This window comes from Burkholderia sp. RF4-BP95 (genome assembly GCF_001521985.1).
In the GTDB taxonomy this organism is placed as follows: Bacteria; Pseudomonadota; Gammaproteobacteria; order Burkholderiales; family Burkholderiaceae; genus Burkholderia; species Burkholderia diffusa.
The window spans coordinates 67,712-84,196 of record NZ_LOSX01000047.1 but is presented as its reverse complement, the minus strand read 5'-3'; the positions used below and the strand labels follow the sequence as shown (position 1 = coordinate 84,196).

At 67.0% G+C, this 16,485-nt stretch carries 15 protein-coding genes; 9 read left to right on the top strand and 6 right to left on the bottom strand.

The window, feature by feature from the left end:
- Positions 1–25 precede the first annotated feature (25 nt).
- The 5 genes from WS46_RS17700 to WS46_RS17680 all read left to right on the top strand — a co-directional run bounded on the left by WS46_RS17700 (position 26) and on the right by WS46_RS17680 (position 5,193).
- Positions 26–532, top strand: a complete 507-nt coding sequence (locus WS46_RS17700) for a sugar dehydrogenase complex small subunit (RefSeq protein ID WP_059691289.1) — start codon at positions 26–28, stop codon at positions 530–532.
- Entirely contained in the window at positions 532–2,151 is a 1,620-nt protein-coding gene (locus tag WS46_RS17695; protein WP_059533877.1) for a GMC family oxidoreductase, read from the top strand. Before WS46_RS17700 ends, WS46_RS17695 begins: the two co-directional genes overlap by 1 nt.
- Before the next feature lie 2 nt (positions 2,152–2,153).
- On the top strand, positions 2,154–3,431 hold the full coding sequence (locus WS46_RS17690; RefSeq protein ID WP_059691288.1) for a cytochrome c: 1,278 nt from the start codon (positions 2,154–2,156) through the stop codon (positions 3,429–3,431).
- Positions 3,432–3,606: 175 nt separating this feature from the next.
- Positions 3,607–4,026 carry a DoxX family protein gene (locus tag WS46_RS17685; RefSeq protein ID WP_059533874.1) on the top strand — a complete coding sequence of 140 codons (420 nt, stop codon included), beginning with the start codon at positions 3,607–3,609 and terminating at the stop codon, positions 4,024–4,026.
- A 63-nt stretch (positions 4,027–4,089) separates the two neighbouring features.
- The gene (locus tag WS46_RS17680; RefSeq protein ID WP_059691287.1) at positions 4,090–5,193 is read left to right on the top strand and encodes a porin; all 1,104 of its coding nucleotides are present in this window, start codon (positions 4,090–4,092) and stop codon (positions 5,191–5,193) included.
- A 195-nt stretch (positions 5,194–5,388) separates the two neighbouring features.
- Here WS46_RS17680 and WS46_RS17675 read toward each other — a convergent pair whose 3' ends face one another.
- Together WS46_RS17675 and WS46_RS17670 are read right to left on the bottom strand one after the other, a co-directional pair.
- Positions 5,389–6,699, bottom strand: coding sequence for an MFS transporter (locus WS46_RS17675; protein WP_059691286.1), 1,311 nt, complete (start codon positions 6,697–6,699; stop codon positions 5,389–5,391).
- Positions 6,700–6,742: 43 nt separating this feature from the next.
- Entirely contained in the window at positions 6,743–7,927 is a 1,185-nt protein-coding gene (locus tag WS46_RS17670) for a M20 aminoacylase family protein (RefSeq protein WP_059691285.1), read from the bottom strand.
- Between the two features lie 181 nt (positions 7,928–8,108).
- Between WS46_RS17670 and WS46_RS17665 the strand changes: the two genes are divergently transcribed.
- Together WS46_RS17665 and WS46_RS17660 are read left to right on the top strand one after the other, a co-directional pair.
- On the top strand, positions 8,109–9,011 hold the full coding sequence (locus WS46_RS17665; protein WP_059533866.1) for a LysR substrate-binding domain-containing protein: 903 nt from the start codon (positions 8,109–8,111) through the stop codon (positions 9,009–9,011).
- A gap of 177 nt (positions 9,012–9,188) precedes the next feature.
- Entirely contained in the window at positions 9,189–9,509 is a 321-nt protein-coding gene (locus tag WS46_RS17660; RefSeq protein WP_006478890.1) for a pyrimidine/purine nucleoside phosphorylase, read from the top strand.
- Between the two features lie 112 nt (positions 9,510–9,621).
- On the opposite strand, the gene WS46_RS17655 is transcribed toward WS46_RS17660, so the two are convergent.
- The 4 genes from WS46_RS17655 to WS46_RS17640 form a co-directional block, all read right to left on the bottom strand.
- On the bottom strand, positions 9,622–9,954 hold the full coding sequence (locus WS46_RS17655) for a hypothetical protein (protein WP_175909541.1): 333 nt from the start codon (positions 9,952–9,954) through the stop codon (positions 9,622–9,624).
- Positions 9,955–10,378: 424 nt separating this feature from the next.
- Positions 10,379–12,166: a chloride channel protein gene (locus tag WS46_RS17650; RefSeq protein WP_059691284.1), complete on the bottom strand. Its 1,788-nt coding sequence runs from the start codon at positions 12,164–12,166 to the stop codon at positions 10,379–10,381.
- A 30-nt stretch (positions 12,167–12,196) separates the two neighbouring features.
- Entirely contained in the window at positions 12,197–12,610 is a 414-nt protein-coding gene (locus WS46_RS17645) for a MarR family winged helix-turn-helix transcriptional regulator (RefSeq protein ID WP_059533862.1), read from the bottom strand.
- Between the two features lie 107 nt (positions 12,611–12,717).
- Positions 12,718–13,893 (bottom strand): HPP family protein, encoded by a 1,176-nt coding sequence (locus tag WS46_RS17640; protein WP_059691283.1) that lies wholly within the window; start codon positions 13,891–13,893, stop codon positions 12,718–12,720.
- A gap of 365 nt (positions 13,894–14,258) precedes the next feature.
- Here WS46_RS17640 and WS46_RS17635 point away from each other — a divergent pair, with 365 nt between their 5' ends.
- Both WS46_RS17635 and WS46_RS17630 read left to right on the top strand, forming a co-directional pair.
- Positions 14,259–15,227 (top strand): LysR family transcriptional regulator, encoded by a 969-nt coding sequence (locus WS46_RS17635; RefSeq protein WP_059691282.1) that lies wholly within the window; start codon positions 14,259–14,261, stop codon positions 15,225–15,227.
- Positions 15,228–15,409: 182 nt separating this feature from the next.
- A complete protein-coding gene (locus WS46_RS17630) occupies positions 15,410–16,318 on the top strand; it encodes a LysR substrate-binding domain-containing protein (RefSeq protein ID WP_059691281.1) in 909 nt (302 codons plus the stop codon).
- The last annotated feature ends 167 nt before the right edge of the window (positions 16,319–16,485 follow it).

Below are 16,485 nucleotides of genomic sequence, written 5' to 3'. Positions count from 1 at the left end.
AATCCGGTGTTCGAGAGAAGGAAACATGCACAACGACAACACCCCCCACTCGCGTCGCGATCGCGACGCAGCCGCATCCGGCATCACGCGGCGTCAATGGCTGCAGGGCGCACTGGCGCTGACGGCGGCAGGCCTCACCGGCTCGCTGGCGTTGCGGGCCCTGGCCGATAATCCCGGCTCCGCGCCGCTCGATACATTCATGACGCTCTCCGAGGCACTGACAGGCAAGAAAGGGCTGAGCCGCGTGCTCGGCGACCGCTTCCTGCAGGCCTTGCAGAAGGGCTCGTTCAAGACCGCCGACGGTCTGTCGCAACTCGCGGGCGCGCTCGCGTCCGGTTCATTGAATCCCGATCAGCAAGCCTCCGCGCTGTCGATTCTCGAAGCGTGGTATCTCGGCATCGTCGACAACGTCGTGATTACTTACGAAGAAGCGTTAATGTTCAGCGTCGTGTCCGATACGCTCGTGATTCCTTCGTATTGCCCCAACAAACCCGGCTTCTGGGCCGAAAAACCGATCGAGAGGCAAGCCTGATGGCCGATACCGATACGCAAAAAGCCGACGTCGTGGTCGTCGGATCCGGTGTCGCAGGCGCGATCGTCGCGCATCAGCTCGCGATGGCCGGCAAGTCGGTGATCCTGCTCGAGGCAGGCCCGCGCATGCCGCGCTGGGAAATCGTCGAACGCTTCCGCAACCAGCCCGACAAGACGGACTTCATGGCGCCGTACCCGTCGAGCCCGTGGGCGCCGCATCCGGAATACGGCCCGCCGAACGACTACCTGGTCCTGAAGGGCGAGCACAAGTTCAACTCGCAGTACATTCGCGCGGTGGGCGGCACGACGTGGCACTGGGCCGCGTCGGCATGGCGCTTCATCCCGAACGACTTCAAGATGAAGACCGTGTACGGCGTCGGCCGCGACTGGCCGATTCAGTACGACGACCTCGAGCATTACTACCAGCGCGCGGAGGAAGAGCTCGGCGTGTGGGGCCCCGGCCCCGAGGAAGACCTGTACTCGCCGCGCAAGCAGCCGTATCCGATGCCGCCGCTGCCGTTGTCGTTCAACGAGCAGACGATCAAGAGCGCGCTCAACGGCCATGACCCGAAGTTCCACGTGGTGACCGAGCCGGTCGCGCGCAACAGCCGTCCGTACGACGGCCGGCCAACCTGTTGCGGAAACAACAACTGCATGCCGATCTGCCCGATCGGCGCGATGTACAACGGCATCGTGCACGTCGAGAAGGCCGAGCAGGCCGGCGCGAAGCTGATCGACAGCGCCGTGGTCTACAAGCTCGAGACGGGGCCGGACAAGCGCATCGTCGCCGCGATCTACAAGGACAAGACGGGCGCCGACCATCGCGTCGAGGGCAAGTACTTCGTGGTCGCCGCGAACGGTATCGAGACGCCGAAGATCCTGCTGATGTCGGCGAACCGCGACTTCCCGAACGGCGTCGCGAACAGTTCCGACATGGTCGGGCGCAACCTGATGGATCACCCGGGCACGGGCGTGTCGTTCTACGCGAGCGAGAAGCTGTGGCCGGGCCGCGGCCCGCAGGAAATGACGTCGCTGATCGGTTTCCGCGACGGTCCGTTCCGCGCGACCGAAGCCGCGAAGAAGATCCACCTGTCGAACATGTCGCGCATCAACCAGGAAACGCAGAAGATCTTCAAGGCCGGCAAGCTGATGAAGTCCGACGAGCTCGACGCGCAGATCCGCGATCGTTCGGCCCGCTACGTGCAGTTCGACTGCTTCCACGAAATCCTGCCGCAGCCCGAGAACCGCATCGTGCCGAGCAAGACGGCCACCGACGCGATCGGCATTCCGCGCCCGGAAATCACCTATGCGATCGACGACTACGTGAAGCGCGGCGCCGTGCACACGCGCGAAGTCTATGCGACCGCGGCGCAGGTGCTGGGCGGCACGGACGTCGTGTTCAACGACGAATTCGCGCCGAACAACCACATCACGGGCTCGACGATCATGGGCGCGGATGCGCGCGACTCGGTCGTCGACAAGGACTGCCGCACGTTCGACCATCCGAACCTGTTCATCTCGAGCAGCTCGACGATGCCGACCGTCGGTACGGTGAACGTGACGCTGACGATCGCGGCGCTGGCGCTGCGGATGTCGGACACGCTGAAGAAGGAAGTCTGACCGTGCGGAAATCTACTCTCACCTTCCTCCTCGCCGGCTGCCTCGCGCTGCCGGGCCTCGTGCGCGCGGCCGACTCGGCCGATCCCGCGCAGATCAAGCGCGGCGAATATCTGGCGGTCGCGGGCGACTGCATGGCCTGCCACACCGCGAAGGGCGGCAAGCCGTTCGCCGGCGGCCTCGGGATGCCGGTGCCGATGCTCGGCAAGATCTACACGAGCAACATCACGCCCGACCCGGACACCGGCATCGGCAACTGGACGTTCGACGACTTCGAACGCGCGGTGCGTCACGGTGTCTCGAAGAACGGCAGCAACCTGTATCCGGCGATGCCGTACGTGTCGTACGCGAAGGTCAACGACGACGACGTGCAGGCGCTGTACGCGTACTTCATGCACGGTGTCGAACCGGTCAAGCAGACGCCGCCGAAGAACGAGATCCCCGCATTGCTGAGCATGCGCTGGCCGCTGAAGATCTGGAACTGGCTGTTCCTGAAGGACGGCGCGTACCAGCCGAAGCCGGCGCAGAGCGCCGAGTGGAACCGCGGCGCGTATCTGGTGCAGGGCCTCGCGCACTGCAGCACGTGTCACACGCCGCGCGGCATTGCGATGCAGGAGAAGTCGCTCGACGAGACGGGCGGCAGCTTCCTGTCGGGTTCGGTGCTGGCGGGCTGGGACGGCTACAACATCACGTCCGACCCGAATGCGGGGATCGGCGGCTGGACGCAGCAGCAGCTCGTCCAGTACCTGCGCACCGGCAGCGTGCCGGGTGTCGCGCAGGCGGCCGGTCCGATGGCCGAGGCGGTCGAGCACAGCTTCTCGAAGATGACCGACGCCGACATCGGCGCGATCGCGACGTATATCCGCACGGTGCCGGCCGTCGCCAGCGGCGACGCGAAGCAGTCGCGCTCGTCGTGGGGCAAGCCGGCGGAAGACGGCCTGAAGCTGCGCGGCGTGGCGCTCGCGGCGTCGGGCATCGATCCGGCGCGGCTGTATCTCGGCAACTGCGCGACGTGCCACCAGATGCAGGGCAAGGGCACGCCGGATGGCTATTACCCGTCGCTGTTCCACAACTCGACGGTCGGTGCGCCGAATCCGGCAAACCTGGTGCAGGTGATCCTGAACGGCGTGCAGCGCAAGGCTGGCAGCGAGGACGTCGGGATGCCCGCGTTCCGCAACGAGCTGTCGGATGCGCAGATCGCCGCGCTGACGAACTACCTGACCGGCCAGTTCGGCAATCCGGCCGCGAAGGTGACTGAGCAGGACGTCGCGAAGGCGCGTTGACGCCGGGCGCGACGCGGCACGAAGCAGGCAACACTGACGAGAGGAGGAGCACAGCACATCGGGCGGGCCCCGATGCCGGTTGTTGCAGAGCGGGGCGGGCGGCCGGCGGTCGTCCGTCCCGGTTCACAGGCAATCCGGTGCGCGCGTTTCGCGCACCGCTTTCGTTGATCACACCATGACACCGAATCAACCGTTTCTCGCGTCCCAGCGCGATGTGCTGCTGCTGCTGTCCCGAATCCTGCTCGTGATCCTGTTCGTGATGTTCGGCTGGAAGAAGATCGTCGACTTCTCCGGTACGATCGCGTTCATGGGAAGCGAGGGTGCGCCCGCACCGATCGTTTCGGCGGCCATCTCCGTCGTGATGGAGCTGTTCGCCGGCATTGCGATTCTCGTCGGTTTCCAGACGCGGCCGCTCGCGCTGCTGCTTGCGCTGTATACGATCGGCACCGGCTTCATCGGCCACCACTACTGGACGATGTCGGGCGGCGAGCAGATCGACAACATGATTCATTTCTACAAGAACATCGCGATCTCGGGCGGCCTGCTCGCGCTTTGCGCGGCGGGCCCCGGGCGTTTTTCGATCGATCGCGGGTGAACGGACCGCCGGCGCGTGCATGGGGCGCGTGCCGGACGGTCGAGACTCCGAGGGGGCATCATTTTGCGACTCAAACATTTCGCATGGCTGATCGTGGCCGCCACGCCGGCGGCCGCATTCGCACAGACCAGCGTGACGCTGTACGGCCGTATCGACGGCGGCGTCGAATACCTGAACCACATCGCGACGCCCAACGGCAGCTCGACGCGCTGGAGCGCGGAAGGCGGCGACTGGGGCACCAGCATGTTCGGCCTGAAGGGCGTCGAGGATCTCGGCGGCGGGATGTCGACGGTCTTCAACCTGGAAACCGCGTTCCAGGTGATGAATGGCACGACGGGCGGCGGACGCATGTGGTCGCGCCGCGCGTATGTCGGGTTGAAGAGCGACACGTGGGGCCAATTGCAGGCCGGCCGCAACCTGTTCATCGACAGCGACGGCGTGTGGGAATTCGATCCGTTCGTGCAGCAGGCGTTTTCGTCCGCATCGCTCGTGCGCGGCCGCAACTGGCAGCAGAGCAGCAACAACATCGAATATCACAGCCCGGTGATCGGCGGCTTCGACGTGCAGGCGCAATATGCGTTCGGCGACCAGTCGCGCGGCTTCAACTACGGCGCGGCCGACGACTTCGGCCGCTCGGACGGGATCATGATCTCGTATCACTCTCCGGTGCTCGACGTGCGCGGCATCTACGACGAGCTGCGCGACAACAACGGCAAGTTCAGCAACATCTTCACCGCGTCGCGCGAGTATTTCGTCGGCGCGAACGTGAAGGTGTCGAAGTTCAAGATCCAGGGCGCCTATACGCACTACCAGGCGCCGGACAGCCCGGCGGGCGTCGCCGATCGCGCCGATCACTACTGGCTCGGCGCGACCTACACGGCAACGCCGCAGTGGGCCGTGACGGGCGGCGGGTACTACGTGAAGGTCGGTGATGGCGGCGGCGATGCGTCGCACGATCCGTCGGGGCACGCGATCATGTACGTGCTCGGTACGACGTACAACCTGTCGAAGCGCACGTTCCTGTACGGAACGGTCGCGTATGTGCGCAACGGCGGCAACTCGAACTTCTCGCTGCTCGCATCGCCGCGCGACGCGACGTCGGGCACGAGCCCGATGACGGGCGAGTCGCAGACGGGCGCGTATGTGGGGATGATGCATACGTTCTGAGCGGGGCGTAGCGCGCGCAAGGCACGGGTGACGGTGGCCCGTGCCTTGTTGCGTTGGCGGCGACGGACGTATCGTCGGCACTGCCGGTTCATGTGAGCGGTGTCGATCGCGCAAAAGGAAAGACCCCGCCGAAACCGGTGAGGTCAGGGGATCGACGACGTCGCGGCCGCGCGCGTGCCGCGTATCGCCCGTCAGTCAATCGAGCGCCTTCCCGGCCTTCTCGTCCATGCAGCGAATCGCGAGCAGCGTGAGCACACCGCAGCCGATCGCATACCACGCGGGCGCATTCGGATTGCCGGTCGCCGCGATCAGCCACGTGACGAAGAACTGCGCGAAGCCGCCGAAGATCGCGACGCCCACGCTGTACACGAGCGCACCGCCGGTCGCCCGGACCGCGCGCGGAAACAGCTCGCCGAGCATCGCACCGGTCGCGCCGATGTTGATCGCGTGCACGACCGACAGCACGGCGATGATCGACAGCAGCGACGCGGCGCCCGGCCATCGGTTCAGCGCGATGAACGCGGGATAGATCGCGGCCATCAGCACGATGCGCGTCCACCAGACGATCCGGTTGCGCCCGTAGACATCGGACAGGTGCCCGCCGATCGGCGTCACGAGCATCAGGATCGCGCCCGCGACGCAGCCGGCCGTCATGGACAGCCAGGTCGGCAGATGCAGCACCTGCACGCCGTAGATCGCCATGTAGAACACGATGATGTAGTGGATCGACGTGCCGCCGATCGTCACGCCGAGGCCCGCGAACACGGCCTTGCCGTGGTGGCGCAGCACGTCGGCGAGCGGCAGCGACGCGACCGGCTCGTCATGCGCGGCGGCGGCCGGCACTTCCTCGACGGTGCGGCGCAGCCAGTAACCGAGCGGCACGAACAGCGTGCCGATGATGAACGGCACGCGCCAGCCCCAGCTTTCGAGCTGCGCGGCATTGAGCGTCGACGTGAGCGCGACGCCGGTGAGCGCCCCGGCGAGCGCGGCGAGCCCCTGGCTCGAGAACTGGAACGACGCGTAGAAGCCACGGCGGTGCTGCGGTGCCTGTTCGAGCAGCAGCGTCGTCGACGCGCCGACTTCGCCGCCCGATGCGAACCCTTGCAGCAGGCGTGCGAGCACGAGCAGCAGCGGCGCGGCGATGCCGGCCTGCGCGAAGGTGGGCGCGACCGCGATCGTCGCGGTGCCGAGCGCCATCAGCAAGAGCGTCAGGATCATCGCCTTCTTGCGGCCGGCGCGGTCGGCGTACATGCCGATCACGAGCCCGCCGAGCGGACGCGTGACGAAGCCGACGCCGAAGCTCGCGACCGCGAGCATCAGCTGCCCGAACGACGAGTGGACCGGAAAGAACAGCTTGCCGATGAGGATTGCGAAGAAACTGTAGACCGTGAAGTCGTAGAACTCGAGCGCGTTGCCGACCGCGGCGGCCGCGATCAGGCGGCGTTTCTTCGCGGCGGCGCGGGCATCGGCCGGCGAGCCGGCGAACGGAAGGGCGGACGTTTCCATGGGGTTCCCCTGCTGAAGCGCGAAACTGCGTGATGAAGGGCCGTCAGGCCGCGAGCCAGCCTTCGGCGACGCGGACCCAGTAGCTCGCGCCGATCGCAAGGATGTCGTCGTTGAAGTCGTAGCCGGGGTTGTGCACCATGCAGCCGCCCTTGCTGCCGACCCCGTTGCCGATGAACGCATAGCAGCCGGGGCGCGCTTCGAGCATGAACGCGAAGTCCTCGCTGCCCATCAGCGGGGCGGCTTCGGTCTCGACGCGCTCGGCGCCGAGCATCTGGCGCGCGATGTCGGCCGCGAACGCGGTCGGTTCGGGATGGTTGACCAACACCGGGTAGCCGTAGTCGTAATCCACGTCCGCGGCGACGCCGAAGCTTTCCGCCTGGCCCTTCGCGAGCGCTTCGATGCGACGGGCGAGCAGCGCGCGCACGTCGGCGTTCAGCGCGCGCACCGACAGCTTCATCACGACGGTTTCGGGAATGATGTTGAAGGTCTCGCCGGCCTGCACGCTGCCGACCGTGATCACGGCCGCGTGCTGCGCGTCGACCTCGCGCGCGACGATCGTCTGCAGCGCGACCATGATGCTGCCCGCGGCCGACATCGGATCGCGCGCGAAGTGCGGCATCGCGCCGTGACCGCCGACGCCGCGCAGCGTGATCGTCACGCGGTCGGCCGACGCCATCGCGGCGCCGGTGCGGAATGCCATGTCGCCGGCGGCGCGGCCCGGCATGTTGTGGATCGCGAAGATCGCATCGCACGGGAAGCGATCGAACAGGCCGTCGTCCATCATCGCTTTCGCGCCGCCGAAGTTTTCCTCGGCCGGCTGGAAGATCAGGTTCAGCGTGCCGGAGAACTGGCGCGTCGCGGCCAGGTGACGCGCCGCGCACAGCAGCATCGCGGTGTGGCCGTCGTGACCGCACGCATGCATCTTGTTCGCATGGCGGCTCGCGTAGGGCAGGCCGGTGGCCTCCGCGAGCGGCAGCGCGTCCATGTCGGCGCGCAGGCCGACGGTGCGCGTGCCTTGTCCTTCGCGCAGCACGCCGACGACGCCCGTCTTGCCGATGCCGCGATGCACTGCGTAGCCCCACCCGGTGAGCAGTTCGGCGACGAGATCGCTCGTCAGCGTTTCCTCGAACGCGAGCTCCGGGTGCGCGTGGATCCGGCGGCGCACTTCGATGAGGTCCGGGGCGATCGCGGCGATGCCGGGGATGACGGGGTTCACGGCTTGCAGCATGGTGTCTCCTGTGGGTCCGGTGGACGTTTGACGCGCATATGACGTGGAAGGATATAAATTTCTTTTGCGCACCAGAAGCTGCTAAATTGCTTTGGTGCACACCACCGGTTGCCGCTCGGGAATACCCTGAGCCTGCATGCAGCCGCGCTGCACGGGGTTTCCACGAATCACGCATGCCGCCATGAAATACCATCAGCTGAAAGCGTTCGTCACCGTCGCGGACGAAGGGAGCATCCGCGCGGCCGCGCGGCGCCTGAACGTGTCGCCGGCGGCGTTGACGAAAGCGGTCAAGGAACTGGAGATCGCGCTCGGCGTGTCGCTCGTCGTGCGCACCGCGCGCGGCGTGCAGCTCACGGCGTTCGGCCAGCAACTGCAGGTGCGCGCGCGGCTGATCGTCGCCGAGATGCAGCGTGCGCGCGACGACATCGAGCAGGCGCAGGGCGCGATGACGGGCTCGGTCGCGGCGGCGATCACGCCGGCCGCCGCGGTGACGATCCTGCCCGATGCATTTCGCGCGTTCCGGCGGCGCTTTCCGGTCGCGCGCGTCAGTCTGATCGAAGGGTTTCCGGGCGTCGCGCTGCCTCGCCTGCACGACGGCTCGCTCGATTTCGCGGTGGCCGTCGTCGTGCCCGAACTGCTGGCGGCCGAGTTCGATCACGCGGAACTCTACGCGAGCCGATCGTTGATCGTCGCGCGCAAGGGGCATCCGCTCGCGTCGGCCACGTCGCTCGCCGATCTCGTCGAGGCCGACTGGCTGATGAATCCGTCGCCGGAAAGCTCGACCCAGGTGCTGTTCAACTCGTTCATCGCATACGGGCTGCCGGTGCCGCAACGGGTCGTCGAATGCCCGAGCTTCGGCCTCGCGCACAGCCTGATGACGAGCTGCGACCTGATCGCGTCGATGCCCGAACAGCTGCTGCAAGGGGAGTGGGCGCGCGACCAGCTGGCCGTGCTGCCGATCCGCGAGCGGCTGCCCGGCGTGTCCGTGCAGGTCGTCACGCGGCGCGACAGTCCGCTCACGCCGGCCGCGGCAATGCTGCTCGACTGCCTGCGCGATTCCGCGCGCCGCAAGGGGCTCAGATGAGCCGCTCGATGCGGGCCACGCAATGCATCGGGTAGTGATCCTGATTATCGGCCGCCCGCCTCGAGTCGGTCCCGCTTGCGGCCCGCCCGCCGCGAGCCGGTATCATAGCGGCCGGCCTGCCGCCCCGGCCGGCTTCCGACAACACGCCATTCGGCATCCAGCAATCAGAGGCATCACATGACCAGTGCAACCCAATTCGACAACGTATCGGTCGTCAAGCGCGCGAACGTCTATTTCGACGGCAAGTGCGTGTCGCATACCGTGCTTTTCCCGGACGGCACGCGCAAGACGCTCGGCGTGATCCTGCCGTGCGCGCTCAACTTCGGCACGGACGCGCCCGAATTGATGGAAGTGCAGGCCGGCAAGTGCCGCGTGAAGCTCGACGGCAGCAGCGAGTGGCAAACCTACGGCGCCGGCGAATCGTTCTCGGTCCCGGGCAAGAGCCGCTTCGACATCGAGGTGCTGGAGACGCTCGACTACGTCTGCAGCTACCTGTAAGCGCGCAAGCAAGGTCGCGGCGCGTGCGCGCGGCCCATGCGCCTAAACAAAAAGCCCCGCCGAAGCGGGGCTTTTTGCATGCGGGCGGCGCAATGCCGTCCGGCAGCGGTGCTTACAGACAGGCGTTGATGTCGCCGGCGGCGGCCGCGTCGCCGCGCACGGCGACCCACGTCTTCGCGCCCGGATTCGGCGACGGACGAACCATCGCGGCCGCGCCGTTCGGCGGTTGCTGGCCCGGTGCGTAGACATCGGTCGCGAGGCCGTTGGCGAGCACGTTCTGCGAGATCACTTGTTGCTGCGACTTGTCGGCCCAGGTCTTGGCGATGCACGCCGAGACTTCCGGGGCGGCCTTCTGGCTTTGTCCCACGTTCTGCGCGGCCGGATCGGCCGCGTGAGCAGAAATTGCCACGGTCAATGCGATGAGCGGTAAGTATTTCACGTTCACGTTTATCTCCCTCGAGTCGTGATTGATTGAGTGGGATGCGCAGCAGAACTGCGTGCTTGTGAGATTGCATCGGACAAATGCGGTTCCGGCGATTCCGAAACAAGTTGTTAACGCGCTTGCCAAACGGCAATCCGGATGCTGTGCGTTCTGTCGCGCGGCCGCATGCGTCGTGCGTGGTCCGTATGGAGACACGGTGGCGACGTCATGCGTCGTGAGGTCGGCTCGCTGCCCTGAGGTGTGGCGGATTGACGGTCGCGGCGTGCTGCATGTGTCTGCATGTCGCGCCGCGACGCTTCTTTATTGGATGACGATGTGGAACGGCTGAATGATGGCCCCGTCGCATGCGGACCATGATGACAAACTTTCGTCCGATCGATTGTCAACGAAGTTTAAACGCCGGACGCGGCGGCGCGCGCGGTGCGTATCAGCCGGCCTTGCGTACACCTGCGTCGCGCAGGTTGACGGGTAGGACGGGACGGAAGCGTTCGCGCTTCTGTTCGTCGTCGAAGTGCTGGAGCGCGGGTTTGATCAAGTCGCTGCGCGATACGATGCCGATGATGCGCAGCGATTGCGGATCGTCGACGACCGGCAGGCGCTCCAGGCCGAGCATCGCGAGTCGCGATGCGACCACGCGGCACGTTTCGTGCGCCTGCGCGACGGCCGGCACGCGCCCGGCGAACGCGTTCGCGAGCACCGCGCCGGGACCGGCCTGCGCGTGCTGCGCGTCGAGCGTCGCGCGATCGATGACGCCGAGGAGGCGCCCGTTCTGCACGACCGGGTATGCGCGGTGCGTCTGCTTCGCGCCGAAGTACTGCGACTCGACCGCATCGAGCGTCGTGGCGCCGTCGATCGCGACGAGCGCGTCGGCTGGCGTCATCACTTCGGCCACGTCGTGGCGTTCGAGCGGATCGACGCCGTATTCGCGGTAGATGTGATACCCGCGGCGCGCGATCTTTTCCGTCATGATCGAACGCTTCATCACGACGGTCGCGAAGCCGTGCGCGACGAGCGTCGCGGCGAGCAGCGGCAGCAGCGCGTTCGCGTCGTGCGTGAGGCCGAACGCGAACACGATCGCGGTCAGCGGCGCGCCGAGCGTGGCGCCGAGCGTCGCGGCCATGCAGACGAGCGGCCACAGTGCCGGATCGCCGCCGGGCAGCACCGGCGACAGCACGGTGCCGAGGCCGGCGCCAAGCATCAGCAGCGGGGCCAGCACGCCGCCCGACGTGCCGGAGCCGAGCGCGATCACCCACATCACGGCCTTCACGATCAGCAGCGCGAGCGCGATCTTCAGCGCGATGTGCTGGTGCAGCAGGTCGCCGATCACGTCGTAGCCGACGCCGAGCGCGCGGGGCTCGAGCCAGCCGCCGACGCCAATCACGATCGCGCCGAGCGCCGGCCACCACATCCAGTGCACGGGCAGCTTCGCGAAGGTGCCCTCGACGCGGTACAGCGCGGCAGACAGGCCGCACGCGAGCATGCCCGACAGCAGGCCCGCGACGATGCACGACAGCAGCGCGACGGGCGTCGGCGATGCGGTGGCCAACGGAAACAGCGGGTCGACGCCGAAGAACACGGCGCGGGCGAAACCGGCCACCGCGCACGCGAGCGCGACCGGCAGGAAACTGCGCGGACGCCATTCGAACAGCAGCAGTTCGACCGCGAGCAGCACGGCGGCGACCGGCGTGCCGAACACGGCGGTCATGCCGGCGGCCGCGCCCGCGACGAGCAGCGTCTTGCGCTCGGCCGCGGTCACGTGCACGCATTGCGCGATCAGCGAGCCGAGCGCGCCGCCGGTCATGATGATCGGGCCTTCGGCACCGAACGGGCCGCCGCTGCCGATCACGACGCCGGACGACAGCGGCTTGAGGATCGCAACCTTCGGCGACATGCGGCTCTTGCCGAACAGGATCGCCTCGATCGCTTCGGGAATGCCGTGGCCGCGGATCTTCTCCGAACCGAAGCGCGCCATCGATCCGACGATCAGCCCGCCGATCACCGGCACGACGATCACCCACGCGCCGAGCGTGTTGTGGGCGGGCGAACGATCGGCGAACGAGAACTGCTGGAAGAAGAACAGGTTCGTGCACAGGTGGATCAGGCTCGACAGCACGAACGCCGCCAGCGTGCTGAGCACGCCGATCCCGGCAGCCAGCAGCGCGATCCCGGGCAGGCGTTCGTTGGTCGAGAAATCGCGTTTGTGTGGTGCGTTCATCGGAGTAGGGGAAGGTCGGTCAAACCTGGATCAGAAATCGATCTGCGGAACCTGGAACGTGCCCTTGAGCGATTTCAGTTCCGTGCGGTGCATGGCCGCGAGACGGGCGAGCAGCGTCTCGCCGGCTTCTTCGAGATGGACCTCGACTTGCCGGCGGTCGGCTTCGCTCGTCTTGCGCTTCACGAGCCCGAGCGCCTCGCAGCGCGTCACCAGCGCGACGACGCCGTGATGCTGCGCCTGCAGGCGTTCGGCGAGTTCGCCGATGGTGGCCCATTCGCGATGCGGGTAGCCCTTGATGTGCAGCAGCAGCAGATATTGCAGCGGCGTCACGCCTTCGCTTTGCGCGGCGCGTTCGGAGAAGCGCTCGAAGCGGCGCATCTGGTAGCGGAACTCGGACAGTTGCTGGAAATCGCCTTTGGTCAGCGCGCGTCGGGTATCGGTCATTGCGGTCGGTCGGTCGGGCAGCAGTTTCGGTAGCGCAAAATATATCACAATATGATATAAATGGACGATTTTCAGCGAAATGGCGCACATTTTTCTGTTCATCGGCGTTACGCGGCTTCGAGCATCCGCGTCTGCTGGTACAGGCCCGTGACGAGATCCGTTTGCGTAATGATGCCGACGAGCCGTCGCGATGCATCGACGACCGGGATGTGGTGGTGGCCCGAATGCGTAAACAGCGGCACCAGCGCCGTGATCGGCAGGGTCTGCGGCACGGACGCGACGTCGCGGGTCATCACGGTGGCGACGCTGGGCGGCCGGCCGCCGAACGACTGCGGCAGGCGCGCGGCCAGCCGTTGCCACAGCGGGGCCGGGTGGCGCAGCTGGCGCGTGAGGTCGGCGCGCGTGACGATGCCGATCAGGCGATCGTCGCCGTCCACGACGGGCAGCGCCTTTACGCGATGGCGGTCGAGCAGTGTCAGCGCGGCCATGACCGACGTCGACGGCGCGACTTCGATCGCGTTCTTCGTCATCAGGTCGGCGCACGTGAGCTGGCCGAACGTGCGCGCATACGCCTGCATCTCGGTTTCGCGCAGCAGCATTTCGAGGTCGTCCGGATCGACGTCGAGCCATTCGCCGCGGCGCTTCAGCACGGCGTCGAGATCGGCGCGCGTGAAGCCGCCGCGTGCCGGCGCGGCGCTGCCGCCTTGCGGCTTCGCGTCGGGACGCACGCCGCCGTGCGGATAGCGGTGGCCCGTCAGCGCGTGGTACACGAGCGCGGCCGACAGCAGGATCGCCGATTGCAGCGCGATCGGCTCGACCACGAAGCCGAAGCCGAGCGAGCGGATCGCGGGGCCGCCGAGCACGGCCGTCAGCGCGACCGCGCCCGACGGCGGGTGCACGCAGCGCAGTACGAACATGCCGCCGATCGCGAGGGCGACCGCAACCGCGGCGGCCGTGATCGGATCGGCGATCGACTGCGCGCAGGCGACGCCGACGGTCGCCGCCACCAGATTGCCGCCGATGATCGACCACGGCTGCGCGAGCGGACTCGCGGGCACCGCGAACAGCAGCACCGCCGACGCCCCCATCGGCGCGACGAGCAGCGGCACGAGGCCCGGCACGCCGGGCAGCAGCCGCATCGTGACGCCGACCGTCGCGATGCCGACGAGCGCGCCCGCGCACGAGCGCATGCGCTCGCGCCAGCCGAGCGTCATCGGATGGGGAATGAAGCTGTGCAGCCATTGGCGGAATGTGCGGCGCGACGGGGAGGAGCCTGACGACATGGACGATAAGCGGTAGAAAGGACGACGCGGATGACGCAGCGCAAGGAAGGCGCAAATTATATCGCGTTGTGATACAAATTGTCGCGCCGCATCAATACGTTGCGGGCGTGCGACGTATTCGTCTTGCAAAAACCTTTCATCAGATGAAAGCCTGGAGGCGCGGCGATCGCGCAAATTTGCCTGCGGCGGCGTACAATTCGGGCCACCGAATCCCCCGATATGCCACAACCACGCACGCGATGCCCGCTCTCCCGCCCGTTCCCCGGCATGGTGATCGCTTGCGTGTGGTTCGCGCGCCCGCCCCGATTCCCGTCTGACGCGAGCGCCGCCGACGTTCCTCCACCGATACTCCCCAAGCCAATTCAATGGACATGCTCGAAAACATGCGCCTGTTCGTGCGCGTTGTCGAAGCCGGCAGTTTCACCGCGGTCGCCAAAGAAATCGATGCGACCACCGCGCAGGTGTCGCGCGCGGTGTCGAATCTCGAAGCTCACGTACAGACGCGGCTGCTGCATCGCACGACGCGCCATCTCGGCCTCACCGAAAGCGGCGAGCGCTACTTCGAGCGTGCGAAATCGATCCTCGCCGAATTCGACTACGCGAACGCCGAGGCGCGCAACGCGCTGCTGCGGCCGAGCGGCAAGATGCGCATCCATGCGATGACGGGGCTCGGGCAGAGTCATGTCGTCTCGTCGATCGTGCGCTACCAGGAAGACAACCCGGACGTGTCGATCGAGCTGACGCTCGCGCAGCGGATGCCGAACCTCGTCGAGGAAGGCTACGACGTGTCGATCGTGACCGCGTCGCAGCTGCCCGATTCCGGTTACGTCGCGCAGACTTGCGGCACGAGTTGCAGCGTGCTGGTTGCATCGCGCGAATACCTGGCGCGGCATGGCACGCCGACCACGCCCGATGATCTGCCGAACCACGTGTGCCTGCGCCTCGATACGCCCGCATCGCCGGCCAGCGAGTGGCGGCTCGAGCGCGGCGACGACGAGGAAACGGTGTACGAGCTGCAGCCGGCGCCGTTCCAGGTCAACGTGCCGGATGCGTTGTGCGTCGCAGTGCGGGCAGGGCGCGGCATCGCGTGCGTCGCGCTGTACACCGTGCTCGACGACATCCGCGAAGGGCGGCTGATTCGTGTGCTACCCGAATACCGGCTGCAGACGGTCAGCGTGTATGCCGTCTATGCGACGCGCCGCTATCTCGACGCGAAGATCCGCACCTTCCTCGACCATCTGCGCACGACGCTCACGCCCGCGCTGGAGAACGACCTGCGCGAACTCGACCGGCTCGCGGTCGCGCCGACGCCGGGCACGCGCCAGCGCGCGTGATGCCGCCGCCGGGCGTCATGCGTGCCGCGTGATCCGAATCCGTTCGAAGCGGCCGGCGAGCGATGGTCATGGAGGCCTCGGTCGGCGCGCGCGGCGCGGCCGCGCATCGGCTGCAACCGAGTATGGGAATCGTATCGATATCGGTCTAACATCAAGACGCGATCGATTGATTCAAGATTTGAATGATTGAACTGAACCAGCTTCGCTGCTTCGTCGCCGTGGCCGAGGAACTGCATTTCGGCCGTGCGGCCAGGCGGCTCTTCATGACGCAGCCGCCCCTCAGCCGGCAGATCCAGTTGCTCGAACATGCGCTCGGCATCGCGCTGCTCGAACGCAGCAGCCGGCAGGTCAGACTGACCGCGGCCGGCGAGCGTTTCTTGCGCGATGCGCGGCACATCCTCGAATTTTCCGCGCGAGCCGAGCAGGCCGCGCAGCGCGTCGCGCACGGCGGGGCTGGCCGCATCACGCTCGGCTTCACGGCCGTCAGCGCATACCGGATGATTCCGGAACTGCTCGCGCATGCGGCGCACGCGCTGCCGGACGTCGATGTCGAGCTGCGCGAAATGGTGTCGACCGTGCAGATCGATGCGCTCGCGTCGCGCATGCTCGACGCGGGCTTCGTGCGCCAGCGCGCGGCGCGCCATCCGCTCGAATACCGGCTCGTGCAGCGCGAGCCGATGCTCGTCGCGGTTGCGCAGGGCGCGCCGCTGGCCGCGTACGAGCAGATCGGCCCGGACGAGCTCGACCGGCAGCCGTTCATCGCGTATTCGCCGAACGAGGGCAAGTACTTCCACGACATGATCTCGGGGATGTTCGCCAGCGCGGGGCGCTTGCCGAATTACCTGCATTACGTCGGGCAGACGCATACGATCCTCGGCCTGGTGCGTGCCGGGCTGGGCGCCGCGCTGGTGCCGGCGTCGGCGCGCGAGCTGCATGTGGACGGCGTGGTGTTCCGGCCGCTCGCGGGCGTCGACGTGGCGGCAGAGCTGTATCTCGCGTGGCGCGCGGACAACGACAATCCGGCGCTGCCTGTGTTCAACGCGATGGTCGGGCAGTTTCTGACGGACGGGGCGGACGGCGTCGTCGTTTAGAAAAAGTCGGTTGTCTGACGATATCCGCCGGCACGCCTGACGTGCGCCACGGGCCGGAAAGACCGATTCGGCGACGCCGCATGGCACTTCGGCCCGAAATTTCCACCTGCCCGTCACGGGAAAACCCTCATTTCTCGCTCATCGGTCGTCGTATTACCGTGTCGATA

Coding starts and splice junctions, on each gene's coding strand:
- WS46_RS17650 (WP_059691284.1), bottom strand. CDS start 12,166: ATGAACGCACCACACAAACGCGATTTCTCGACCAACGAACGCCTGCCC.
- WS46_RS17660 (WP_006478890.1), top strand. CDS start 9,189: ATGACCAGTGCAACCCAATTCGACAACGTATCGGTCGTCAAGCGCGCG.
- WS46_RS17635 (WP_059691282.1), top strand. CDS start 14,259: ATGGACATGCTCGAAAACATGCGCCTGTTCGTGCGCGTTGTCGAAGCC.
- WS46_RS17685 (WP_059533874.1), top strand. CDS start 3,607: ATGACACCGAATCAACCGTTTCTCGCGTCCCAGCGCGATGTGCTGCTG.
- WS46_RS17665 (WP_059533866.1), top strand. CDS start 8,109: ATGAAATACCATCAGCTGAAAGCGTTCGTCACCGTCGCGGACGAAGGG.
- WS46_RS17695 (WP_059533877.1), top strand. CDS start 532: ATGGCCGATACCGATACGCAAAAAGCCGACGTCGTGGTCGTCGGATCC.
- WS46_RS17675 (WP_059691286.1), bottom strand. CDS start 6,699: ATGGAAACGTCCGCCCTTCCGTTCGCCGGCTCGCCGGCCGATGCCCGC.
- WS46_RS17700 (WP_059691289.1), top strand. CDS start 26: ATGCACAACGACAACACCCCCCACTCGCGTCGCGATCGCGACGCAGCC.
- WS46_RS17640 (WP_059691283.1), bottom strand. CDS start 13,893: ATGTCGTCAGGCTCCTCCCCGTCGCGCCGCACATTCCGCCAATGGCTG.
- WS46_RS17645 (WP_059533862.1), bottom strand. CDS start 12,610: ATGACCGATACCCGACGCGCGCTGACCAAAGGCGATTTCCAGCAACTG.
- WS46_RS17630 (WP_059691281.1), top strand. CDS start 15,410: ATGATTGAACTGAACCAGCTTCGCTGCTTCGTCGCCGTGGCCGAGGAA.
- WS46_RS17670 (WP_059691285.1), bottom strand. CDS start 7,927: ATGCTGCAAGCCGTGAACCCCGTCATCCCCGGCATCGCCGCGATCGCC.